11 protein-coding genes are annotated in these 11804 nt (G+C 49.7%); 7 read left to right on the top strand and 4 right to left on the bottom strand.

Annotation, left to right across the window (positions count from 1 at the left end; translation table 11 throughout):
• Positions 1–16 precede the first annotated feature (16 nt).
• Positions 17–1024, top strand: coding sequence for an SGNH/GDSL hydrolase family protein (locus AC1DF0_RS16090; RefSeq protein ID WP_477574603.1), 1008 nt, complete (start codon positions 17–19; stop codon positions 1022–1024).
• 37 nt (positions 1025–1061) lie between these two features.
• Here the strand turns inward: AC1DF0_RS16090 and fabV are convergent, their stop codons facing one another.
• A complete protein-coding gene (gene fabV / locus AC1DF0_RS16085) occupies positions 1062–2252 on the bottom strand; it encodes an enoyl-ACP reductase FabV (RefSeq protein WP_442049246.1) in 1191 nt (396 codons plus the stop codon).
• Positions 2253–2512: 260 nt separating this feature from the next.
• Positions 2513–2716, bottom strand: a complete 204-nt coding sequence (locus AC1DF0_RS16080; RefSeq protein WP_337104319.1) for an alpha/beta-type small acid-soluble spore protein — start codon at positions 2714–2716, stop codon at positions 2513–2515.
• Positions 2717–2846: 130 nt separating this feature from the next.
• Here AC1DF0_RS16080 and AC1DF0_RS16075 point away from each other — a divergent pair, with 130 nt between their 5' ends.
• From AC1DF0_RS16075 to AC1DF0_RS16060, 4 genes are all read left to right on the top strand, one after another.
• Positions 2847–3527 carry an ATP-dependent DNA ligase gene (locus AC1DF0_RS16075; protein ID WP_442049245.1) on the top strand — a complete coding sequence of 227 codons (681 nt, stop codon included), beginning with the start codon at positions 2847–2849 and terminating at the stop codon, positions 3525–3527.
• 199 nt (positions 3528–3726) lie between these two features.
• Positions 3727–5133: an alpha/beta fold hydrolase gene (locus AC1DF0_RS16070; protein ID WP_477574602.1), complete on the top strand. Its 1407-nt coding sequence runs from the start codon at positions 3727–3729 to the stop codon at positions 5131–5133.
• A gap of 58 nt (positions 5134–5191) precedes the next feature.
• On the top strand, positions 5192–6367 hold the full coding sequence (locus AC1DF0_RS16065; protein ID WP_477574601.1) for a copper amine oxidase N-terminal domain-containing protein: 1176 nt from the start codon (positions 5192–5194) through the stop codon (positions 6365–6367).
• Between the two features lie 140 nt (positions 6368–6507).
• Positions 6508–7383, top strand: a complete 876-nt coding sequence (locus AC1DF0_RS16060; protein ID WP_477574600.1) for a helix-turn-helix domain-containing protein — start codon at positions 6508–6510, stop codon at positions 7381–7383.
• Positions 7384–7461: 78 nt separating this feature from the next.
• On the opposite strand, the gene AC1DF0_RS16055 is transcribed toward AC1DF0_RS16060, so the two are convergent.
• Together AC1DF0_RS16055 and AC1DF0_RS16050 are read right to left on the bottom strand one after the other, a co-directional pair.
• Positions 7462–7944 (bottom strand): C40 family peptidase, encoded by a 483-nt coding sequence (locus AC1DF0_RS16055; RefSeq protein WP_442053198.1) that lies wholly within the window; start codon positions 7942–7944, stop codon positions 7462–7464.
• Between the two features lie 165 nt (positions 7945–8109).
• On the bottom strand, positions 8110–9087 hold the full coding sequence (locus tag AC1DF0_RS16050) for an aldo/keto reductase (RefSeq protein WP_477574599.1): 978 nt from the start codon (positions 9085–9087) through the stop codon (positions 8110–8112).
• Positions 9088–9307: 220 nt separating this feature from the next.
• Between AC1DF0_RS16050 and AC1DF0_RS16045 the strand changes: the two genes are divergently transcribed.
• Together AC1DF0_RS16045 and AC1DF0_RS16040 are read left to right on the top strand one after the other, a co-directional pair.
• Positions 9308–10093 carry an alpha/beta hydrolase gene (locus AC1DF0_RS16045; protein ID WP_442053200.1) on the top strand — a complete coding sequence of 262 codons (786 nt, stop codon included), beginning with the start codon at positions 9308–9310 and terminating at the stop codon, positions 10091–10093.
• Between the two features lie 217 nt (positions 10094–10310).
• The gene (locus tag AC1DF0_RS16040) at positions 10311–11801 is read left to right on the top strand and encodes an alpha-N-arabinofuranosidase (RefSeq protein ID WP_442053201.1); all 1491 of its coding nucleotides are present in this window, start codon (positions 10311–10313) and stop codon (positions 11799–11801) included.
• Positions 11802–11804: the final 3 nt, after the last annotated feature.

Genomic DNA, 11804 nt, shown 5'->3' with positions numbered 1-11804 from the left:
CGGAGGCGAACAAACAATGACGCTACAGGTGTGGAAGCATCGAGGCTCTTTGAAGCATACGAAGGCAAAAATTATAGAGGGAAAATTGACCGTCGGCTTTATAGGCGGTTCGATTACGGATGCCAGACCAAGGCATAACTGGCCAGAGCCGGTTATTGGCTGGCTGGCGGAGCAGTTCCCGAATACCCGTATTGCTGTGGAAAACGCGGCGATCGGGGCGACAGGCAGCGATTTGGCAGCGTTCCGCGCGAAGCGGGACTTGATCGATCGCGGCTGTGATCTCGTATTCGTCGAATATGCGGTTAACGACGAAGGTACAGCGTCTGAGCAGCGGGGGCGTTCTCGCGAAGGGTTAATCCGTCAACTGCTTGCAGACGGAGTGCGGGATATCGTTCTTGTATATACGTATTCCTCCGGCATGTATGAAGCGATGTCAAGTGGCGAAGTACCGGACACGATCGGTGAATTCGAACGTATTKCCGACCATTACAGCATCAGCTCCGTATGGATGGGCTTGCATGCATTCGAGGAAGTGAAGCGGGGACTCATGCGCTTCGAGGAATGGCTGCCTGACGGCTTGCATCCAACGAGCAGAGGAAGTCTAAGCTACGGGGCGAGCGTCATCCACTATTTGCGCCAGCGGCTTGATAAGGCGGCTTTATTCGACTCAGACAGCTGCGTAGATGAAGCTTCTGAGCATGCAGCTCCCACGGAGCTGCCGGCGCCGCTCGATGCGAAATGCTGGGACGATGTGTATGAGCTGCCCTTGGAGAGCATTCATACGACTGGACCATGGACGATTCGTAGATGGCCTTATTATGAATGGATTGATCGTGTATTGGAGACGGCAGCGATAGACGCCCGGCTTTCTTTCGAATTCGAAGGGAGGGGGCTGGCGCTTGGCTTCGACTTTGGCAAGAATTCCGCGGAATTCCGTTATCGCATTGATGGGGGAGAGTGGCAGACGGAGAAGCGCGATCGGCCTGACTGGGTAGGTGCAGACGGCTGGTATCGCTTGAGCTAGCTCTGATGAGCTCCAGCGCTTCTTCGTTTATAGCAGCCTAACGAAGGTTCGGAATATCTACTTCCGGATTCGTATCCGCTTCGTAATCGATGCCGTCGGTTTCAAAGCCGAACAACTGGAAGAACTCGCGGCGGTAGCCGGCCAGATCAGAAAGATCGTATACGTTCTCCGTCGTCAATTGCTCCCATACGGTTGCAACGGCAGCTTGAATTTCCGGTTTCATCTCGAGATCGTCGACTCGGATGAGCCCTTTCTCGTCAACGGCCGTCTCGCCCGGTCCGTACAGACGCTCGGAGAACAGACGGTACATTTGCTCGATGCAGCCTTCATGCGTGCCGTTTTCCTTCATTATTTTGTAAAGGGCGGAGATGTATAGAGGAACAACGGGAATGGCAGAGCTGGATTGCGTTACAAGTGCTTTGTTGACCGAGACGTACGCACGGCCGCCGCTTGTGCTCAGCTGCTCATGAAGACGCTTAGCTGTTGCTTCTAGGTCGTTCTTCGCCGCGCCGATCGTTCCATCGCGGTAGACAGCATGTGTAATAGCTGGTCCGATATAAGAGTATGCGACCGTTGTAGCGTCTTCAGCTAGAACGCCGGCAGCTTGAAGCTGGTCGATCCACATTTGCCAATCTTCGCCGCCCATTACGGCGATCGTCTGACGAAGCTCGTCCTCTGTAGCCGGCTCGATCGTCGCTTCCGTCACTTCGCCGTTGTGGAAGTTGACCGTTTTGTTCGTGTACGTGCCGCCCAACGGCTTAATGACCGAGGAGAACGTCTCGCCCGTTACCGGGTGTGTGCGTCGCGGCGATGCTACGCTGTAGACGACAAGATCGATCTGGCCAAGCTCCGTACGGATCAGGTCGATGGTTTTGGCTTTAATCTCGTCTGAGAAAGCGTCACCAACAATGCTGTACGACTTTACTCCTGCTTCTGCTGCGGCTTGCTCGAATGCGGCAGAATTGTACCAGCCAGCGGAAGCGGTGCGTGCGCCTTCTGCTGCTTTGTCAAAATAAATGCCAATCGTGTTCGCGCCTGCGCCGAACGAGGATACGATTCGCGATGCAAGGCCGTAGCCTGTGGAAGCGCCTACGACTAACACATTGCGCGGTCCCTCAATTGCCGGTTTGGACTTTACGTAATCGACTTGACGCTGCACTTGGCTAGCGCAGCCCTCTGGATGTGCAGTGGTGCAAATAAAGCCGCGGGATTTTGGCTGAATAATCATAGTAGGGTATTCCTTTCTCCAAATAAAAATGGCATAGCGTATGTAACAGGACAACTCTATTCTATTTTACCGATAATTCGGGTTAAAGGGAAGTTTGGCTTTCGCTAAAAATAAAAAAGAGAGCGCTATTGGCGCTCTCGGTGTTGCACGAAATATAAGAAAGTATAAAATGTCACTCTTATACTAGGCTTATATTTCATCCGCGAAACGGTAGCTTACGCCGCCAAAGGACGGCGATAGCCGTTTACGCTTGGCTCGCATTAGAAGCGTCCAGCGAGCTGCTGTTCGGCGATTTGAACGAGACGGCGTGTTATGTATCCGCCAATGGAGCCCATGTCGCGCGTGGTCATGTTGCCATAATAACCGTCGGCTGGAAGTTGAATGCCCAGCTCTTGCGCGATTTCGTACTTCATTTGCTCAAGCGCTGCCCGAGCTCCCGGTACGACAAGTGTTTGGTTTGCCATTTATTATCAGCCTCCTTCTAGTCAGTATTATGTGAAGGCTTTCAAAGGATTATTCGCTAATTTCACCTTTATTTACCGACTAATTTTTGAATGCTTCCATGCTAATATAGATGTACGGGAGGGGACGGCTATGTTTTTGAAACCGATGCAGATGACGGAGCGCAAGCTGCCGTTTGACGATGATCGTTACTTGTTCGAGCCGTTGATTGACGGACACCGCCTGCAGCTTTCTTTTATTAGAAACACGGCAAAGCTATATACAAGGCATCATAATGATGTGTCTAAGCAATATCCTGAGCTGCTTAATGTGCCAGCTGTACAACCGGCCGACTTCGTGCTGGATGGAGAAGTGGCCTATATTAATCCGACGACAGGTGAAGCTGAATTCAAGACGCTGATCGACGAGCGATTCAAGCTGAGTAAAGAGCCGGCCATTCGCGATGCAAAACGATTATTGCCCGTTCATTTCTATGTATTCGATGTGCTTTATTACAACGGTGTCGATATGCGGAATAAGCCGCTTGCTGAACGAAAGCAGCTGCTGGGGCAAATTGTTGAAAATAACGCCTATTACGAACAGCTGCCTTACGTCGATGGCGCAGGCAAAGCGCTGTACGAATTCGTGAAGCAATCAGGACTGGAAGGGATCGCTTGCAAACGGAAGGATAGCTTGTACGCGGCAGAAGACAGTGGAAGCTGGATCAAAGTAAGGAATCCGTATTACAAAGATTTACATATGTCAGATGCGCCTAAGGATCGAAGCAGCAATGCGTTCGCAGATGGCATATGTCGACAGTTGAGTTGCGTTTAGTGTTCTCCATATCGTCCTGTACTATTCGAATATCATTACAATATCATTACATGATCTAAGGCTCTGCGTTTTCGCGCAGAGCCTTATTTTGTTTTTTTGGAATTCATTCAATTAAAAGCAGGAGATCGGATCGGAATGATCGAATATAATCGTTTCCAATAATCGAAGTCATTTTATTTTTAACAGAAAGAGGAAAATAATGAGTTATTTTCAACAGGAAGATATACGAATTCATTACCAAATCTATGAATCAAATGTTCGAAGCTGCGATACGATCGTTTTGTTGCATGGCGTAGGACTTAGCGCAGCCTCATGGAACTGGATTATCCCTTATCTAACGAGCCATTCCCGTGTTGTCGCACTTGATCTGCGGGGGCATGGACTATCGGAGCGCGGCACGAAGCCAATTAGCTGGCGGCTATTCGTCGATGATTTGCGGGCATTGCTCTTGCACCTGAATATTGGACGTGTTCATCTTATGGGACACGGCTTCGGCGCCAATGTTGCGCTCAAATACAGCATGAATTACATACAAGACGTAAGCAGCTTAATATTAATTGCCATACCGATCATGTACCCGAAGAAGACGGCCCAGAAGCTTCTTTCGAACCGGAAGCAGTTAACTGCAGATGGCTCGATGAGCAAGCTTGCCTATCGAATGGCGCAGAGCATTACGTTGCTTGATGAGGGGAGTCCCATTTTCCAAGCAATCATTGCAGATTACAGCCTCGTTGAGCCGAAGACGTATTTGGATATTATTGAGTTATATGCAAACCATCCGCCTAGAGACGATCTCAAATTTACGCAGAGCCCGATATTGCTGCTTGCTGGCGATCGAGACCCTGTGTATCTCGCTTCGATGCACATTTCTTCACAGATGTTGATGAATAAGAGGCTGCTCATCGTACCGGAAGCCTCGAACGCCATTTTCATAGATCAACCGGAAGCAACGGCGAAGTGGGTAAATAAGTTCATAGCGCAACCGATAATGGATAATTACCGGCATGTATTAATGAATGAAGCGAGCGCCGCGGAAGTGTTCGGTGCGTTCGAGGAAATGATTGAAGCCGGCGTCAAGCAGGTGGATGAAGAGAATACGCTGCACGTTGACTTTCTTGATTCGTTTCGAGTGCGGGTGAATGGGGCGGAGGTTGTTGAGGGCTGGAACAAAAGGTATGCCAAGAACCTGCTAATATACCTTGTGCTGCATCCGACTTCCACTAGAGAGCAGCTATGCGATGCGTTATTCCCCGATCGTCCGCTCCGGCAGGCGCTTAACAATCTGAAGGTCTATCTGCATTATCTGAAAGGGCTATTAACGCCAAGCGAAACAGATAAGCCATTATTGTATATGGATAAGCAATATGTTGCGCTTCAAGGCGCTATAAAGTCAGATGTTCTTTCTCTCATTCAGAAACTAGTCGATGTTGCGAATGAAACGGAGACGATAGCGAAGCAACAAGCGGCAGGTCGGCTGCTTGCAGCTCTTCCAACCGTGCTTATGCCTGGTGTCTACGACGATTGGATCATCCCGTTAAGAGAGTCTCTTGAGAATCAGACATCCGAGCTTGCAAAGTATGAGTGGCTTTGTGTAACGAAAGTGTAACCGAACATTTGGTACAATATGGATCGTGTTGCTAAAACAGTTGAGGAGGATCATGATTTTGAACAGATTATCAAAAATGATGTTGGCATTAGCGCTCGTATTTACCGTATTCGCATCAGCCGGACAGGTTAATGCCGCGTCTTCGACGACGGCAGTGAATGTTACGATTGACGGGGTGAAACAAAGCTATAAGCAGCCAGCGGTATTATCTAACGGATCGGTGCTTGTGCCGCTCCGCCCGATCTTCGAATCGCTGGGTGCACAACTTCACTGGGATGCGAACGAGAAAGTAGCGACGGCTTATAAAGACAATCAAATCGTGTCGCTGCGGATCGGCAGCAGCGAAGCAAGAATCGGCGATAGCTATGTAGGGCTTAACCAACCTGCACAAATCATTAATGGAAATACGCTTGTCCCTGTTCGATTTGTCAGCGAAGGGCTTGGGGCGGAAGTGAAATGGAACAGTGCGACGAAGACGGTAGAAATTAAAAAACGCGATGCGTCGCCGGACAAGCAAGTGTACGGCTATACAATGAACGTTACGCAGGACTTATTGCAATCGATATCCGTATACGGCGTTTCCCATATCGGCAACATCGCCTCGTCTACACCGCTGTTAGCCGGCAGAGAGTTCTATTATTACTTCGACGATCTGGTAGGCGAAGGCGACAAAGTAGACTTCCCGTTCGCTCGCATTCGTACGTTCAATGGAGATGCCGCGGCGTTCGAGCAGGCAGATCATGAGGATTTTACTTATTTAGCTACTGCGAACGGTATAACTTTCGCCTATGATCTGATGTTTGATTCGGCAGATCAGGTTCGCGAGTTGATCTACGAAGATTATAACTATTATGGCGAGGAGCTGTCGGATGCTGGCTATAACCGTGTAGCCAAAGCGTTCGAGCAGTTTCCAGCGGCAATTCAATCGTTCCAAATGGTAACGCAAAAGCCTGCGGTCACGACGCTTACGAACTCCCGCAGCTACGAAGGCTTGTGGACGGGAGCAGATAATGGTTCGATATCCCTTACATTCATTTCAGACCAGGAAGCCATTCTGAAGTATAGCGAATATGGCGTCGATACGGTCGTCTCGTTCTTCTCGGACAATACATTGAACTATCACTTCTACGATAAGTTCATCATTGCAGAGGACGGCAAGCTGTCGCTTGAACGACCGATTGTCATCGACGGTATGTTCGACGGTGAATATGAAACGATTGCGTTTACGAAATAACGAACGATAATGGAGCGAATGAGACAGCCACGGGCGGCAAGCCTGGCTGTCTTTCTTTTTTGCAGCCTTTTCAAATCGGTCAATTGTTGCCATACTAGAATTTGCAGTCATCGCATCATCATGAACAAGCAGGAGGCGTTATGCACTTTCTATTCGAACCTGTTCGTTTCGACGACAAGCATCTGAGCTGGAGCGGCCGGACACGATCCGTTAAGGATTATCCGGGCTTTTATCATTGGCATCAATGCACGGAAATATTGTTTGTCCATCAAGGGGTTGGCTACATAATCGTCAATCAGCGCACCTATGAGCTGCGGCGGGGGATGCTGTTCGTATTCCAACCGTTTCAATTGCACAAAATTTTCGCCGATGTCGCGCAGGATAAGCCGTTTGAGCGTACGATCCTGTACGTTGACCCGTCACAAACGGAAGAAGCGCTGCGCCCGTTTCCGAAGCGCCATGCTCTCTTTCATAAGCTATGGAAAGATCAGGGAATCCGAACGGTGTTCGATATGCAGGAGGAGACAGGACGATTGGAAGCGTTATTTGAGAGCTATGGGTTGCTTGAAGCTCGAAGCCGAGAGTATGATCAAGAAGAGATCACCTTGCTGCTGCTGCAATTAATGGGGAGCATTGCTTCGGTGCGAKACGAGGAAGAGATGCAGGCATCTGTGCATAGCTTTGAACGAAAGCCGCGTTATTCGGAGCAAATGATGCAATGGATTGAAGCCCATTACGCGGAGGAAGTTACGTTGGAGCGGCTGGCGGAGCAGCTTCATTTGTCCAAATATTATATTTCACGGGTCTTTCATGAGGAAACAGGAAGCCAGATTACCGAATATTTGACGGCGAGGCGCATTAAGCAGGCGTGCAGGCTGCTGCAGACGACGGTCTACTCGGTCGAGCGAATCGGGATTGATGTCGGCTATCCTAACGTTTCCTATTTCATCAACATGTTCAAGAGAGTTGTCGGAACGACGCCGCTTAAGTACCGCCAGCGCCATATGGGGCTGTAAATGGCGGCTTATAAGAGAAAAGGGCTAACCACTTGTCACCGTAGGTGATTCGTGATAGCCCTTTGTGTTTAAATATAACTATAGAACGCGACGTGCAGTAACGTAGTACTTCTTCCAGTAGCTGCTGTTCAGATCGGAGAGCGTAACGCCCTGGCTGCTGGAGCTGTGAACGATCTTATTGTTGCCGGCGTAGATGGCAACGTGGCTGATTGTTTTCCCGTTCGTCTTAAAGAAGACGAGATCTCCCATGCTGAGCGAACCTTTCGCGACTTTCTCGCCTTCGGTTGCTTGCGCTGTCGAGGTGCGAGGCAGGCTGACATCGAATGCTTTGAAGATGAATTGGGTGAAAGACGAGCAATCGAACGCGTATGTAACGCCAGCTGGTGCGCCGTACTTATAAGGTGTTCCGATGAAAGTTTTGCTTTCGGAAATGAGTTTGATTGATTCGGTCGTTGCTGCGTGAGCGTGTTGCGTGTTCGAACCAAAAGTAAATGCCGACAGGACGATGGCGGCGCAAATGCCCGCTTTAGCAACCGTTTTAAATACGTTTGTTTTTCTCATGATGTCAGGATATCCCTTCGTGTTTCGTTTTATGAGTTTACTATAACACACTCAAAAACCGGCATTTTGCCCGTATGAGAGAGCAAAAGCGCTTATTTCGGGGATTATGAGCATTTATGAGAAAAAGATGAAAAATTATTAATGTTTGCGGCGTATAGTTGCCGCTTAAGGCATTACAGCTCCTCGTGCCGATACATACAGCTCGTTCCATTGCTCTCTAGTCATTCGTTCGGCTTGCTGGATAGCGTCCTTGCAGGCGATGATGCGCTCCGGATTAGCGCTTCCGATAACAGGCTGAATGCGCGACGGATGACGCATAAGCCAACCAAGCGAAATCGCCTCCGGTGTCGTTTCGTTCTGTTTCGCAAGCTTAGCGATCAGCTCGGTTGTAGCAAGCTCTGCCGCGGATGGGTTATCCGAAGGTTTGCCTGTAAATCTGCCGCGGGCGAGCGGGCCCCAGGCTTGAATTTGCATATTCTCGGTTTGCATGTATTCCATTAATCCATCAGCGAAGTTGGAGGCGAGCCCTGCTTGCTGGTTCACATGGATGCCTTGATTGAGCCAGTCTAGCCGTGCAAAGTTCATCTCCAGTTGATTAACGACAAGCTCGTCTTGAAGCTCGCGCTGGATGAACCGAATTTGTCCGGGGCTCATATTGGAGACGCCGAAGTGACGAACCTTGCCTGCTTGCTTCAAAATATGGAATGCTTCCGCGATTTCCTCGGGTTCCATGAGCGGATCAGGACGATGCAGGAGAAGGACGTCCAAGTATTCGACTCCAAGACGTTCCAATGTGCCGTCGACGGACTTTAGAATATGCTCTTTGGAGAAGTCGAAGCGGGTTAACTTGCCGCCTTCGGCGAGCACGATTCCACATTTCGATTGAATAACGATTTTGTCGCGAAGGTCGGGCTGCTGCTTCAATACTTGTCCGAAAACAGCTTCGGCTTTGCCCATAGTATAAATGTCTGCATGATCGTACATCGTGATACCAATCGAAAGAGCTGCTTCAACGGCAGCTTGCCCTTGCTTAATATGTTCGGTTGAATACGGTTCGCGATTCCAGCCTCCACCGAAGCTCATACAGCCAAGCACAAGGCGGCTGTCGGAAATTCCACGTTTCTCTAGCGGCATTTTTCTCATCTTAAACGATACCTCCATTTGGATAAATGATATGACGGTGTCTATTATACCTTCATGCAGGCATTCGCATAAGCACTGAAAAAAAGTTCACTAACTAAACTTCGAGCGCAGCGTCATCATGTGAGTATGGTAATAGTTGCAACCGCTTTATTTTGCTGATACATTACTAGTGAACTTATGAACTCATTCTAGCAGGCTTCATATACGGGAGGGATTCGCGTTGGCTTTAATTACTTGTCACTTTTTCTCGGAATCGCTAGGTCTTAGCACATCTATGACCGTCATATTGCCGCAGGAGACCACGGGGCAGATTGGTCTTCGTAATGTCGGCTCGCGCAAAAAGTTTCCGACGCTTTATTTGCTGCACGGCTTGTCGGACGACGATACGATCTGGCTGCGGAGAACTTCGATCGAACGATATGTTGCGGAGCTCGGCCTTGCAGTCGTGATGCCGAATGTACATCGGAGCTTCTATACAGATATGAAGTATGGCAACCAATATTGGACATTCCTGACGGAGGAGCTGCCAGCCGTAGCGCGCTCGTTCTTCCCGCTGTCGGAGGAGCGTGAGGATAACTTTGTGGCCGGGCTGTCGATGGGCGGTTATGGCGCATTTAAGTGGGCGCTTCGCCATCCGGACCGCTTCGCCGCAGCAGGCAGTCTCTCAGGAGCAGTCGATCTCGTAAAACATATCGAGAGCGGCAAGAGCCCGATTGCCGGCATTGAGCAGCTCTTCGAGCAAATATTCGGCCAGGAGTCGATTCGCGGTACGGATAATGACCTTATACATGTTATGCAGCAGCAATCCGGATCATCGGCAGAGAGGCCGCTCCTGTATCAATGCTGCGGAACGGAGGATTTCCTCTACGAGGATAACGTATCGTTCCGCGAAGCCTGCTTGGAAGCAGGTTATGAGCTGATATACGAGGAAGGCCCGGGCAGTCATGACTGGGGTTATTGGGATGAGCATATTCAACGTTTCTTGAAGCTCCTTCCTTTGAAGTAGATGAGTGAATAGAGAGCAGCAAACGATTTCGTGCTTAGAATCAAGAGCATGAAGCGTTTGCTGTTTTTTTTCTTTTTCCTATAGAATATGGGGTTGCAAAATAGAGGTAACCGCTATATCATTTGTTTAGGATTAATAAATTAGTAATAGAAATAACATTTTTATTAATTCAATGAAAAACATAACCTACATTAACATTAAAAGTGAGGGAAATTCGATGAGCAATCGCATCACAATCAATGCCGATGTGGCAGCAGGCACAATCAACCGCAATATTTACGGACATTTCTCCGAGCATCTCGGTCGTTGTATTTACGAAGGAATTTGGGTTGGAGAGGATTCCCCGATTCCGAATACGAACGGCATTCGCAACGACGTCGTGGAAGCGCTTAAGAAAATCAAAATTCCAGTCCTTCGTTGGCCGGGCGGCTGCTTCGCTGACGAATATCACTGGAAGGACGGCATAGGTCCGCGCGAAGGCCGCAAACGGATGATTAACACGCATTGGGGCGGCGTACTGGAGAATAACCATTTCGGCACGCATGAGTTTCTGATGCTGTGCGAAATGTTGGAGTGCGAGCCTTACATTTCCGGCAACGTAGGCAGCGGCACGGTACAGGAAATGTCCGAATGGGTCGAGTATATGACGTTCGACGGCGTGTCTCCGATGGCAGACTGGCGCAAAGAGAACGGCCGCGAGAAGCCTTGGAACGTGAAGTACTTCGGCGTGGGCAACGAGAACTGGGGCTGCGGCGGCAACATGCGACCTGAGTATTATGCCGACCTGTATAGAAGATACCAGACGTTCGTGCGCAATTACGGCGACAACAAAATTTACAAGATCGCATGCGGCCCTAACGTAGATGACTACCGTTGGATGGATGTCGTTATGCGTGAGGCGCACAATCATATGGACGCGATTTCGCTTCATTACTACACCGTTCCGGGCGAGTGGACGAACAAAGGTCCGGCAACAGGATTCACGGAAGACGAATGGTACACGACGATGAAAAAGGCGCTATGGATGGAGGAGCTTATTACTCGTCATGAGACGATTATGGACCGTTACGATCCGAAGAAGCGCGTAGGCATGATCGTCGATGAGTGGGGAACATGGTTCGACGTAGAGCCGGGCACGAACCCAGGCTTCCTCTATCAGCAGAATACAATTCGCGATGCAATCGTGGCAGGACTTACGCTTAACATTTTCCACGATCATTGCGACCGTGTCGTTATGGCGAACATTGCGCAAGTGATTAACGTGCTGCAAGCCGTCATTCTTACGGAGGGCGAGAAAATGGTTCTGACGCCGACCTACCACGTATTCGATATGTACAAGGTGCACCAAGATGCGACGGCGCTGACGACTTCGATCAGCGGCGATGAGTACAAACGCGGCAGCCAAGCGATTCCGCAAGTATCCGTGTCCGCTTCCAAGGATGCGGAAGGCCGCATTCACGTCAGCCTGTGCAATCTCGATAACGAGAACGCTGCGGACGTGGACATCGATCTTCGCGGACTAGCCGCTGCAGCCATTAAGGTAACGGGCACGGAACTTACGGCTTCCGTTAAGGATGCGCACAATACGTTCGAACAGCCGGATACGGTTGCTCCTGCGGCTTACAGCGCGTTCTCGGTCGAAGGTTCGGCTATTCGCGCGAAGCTGTCTCCGATGTCGGTTACGGTGCTTGAAGTTATCGCCGAGTAGGTG

This window comes from Paenibacillus sp. 05T425, from assembly GCF_056396205.1.
Note: the sequence above shows the minus strand (reverse complement) of the source record. Positions and strands in the feature narration are given on the sequence as shown.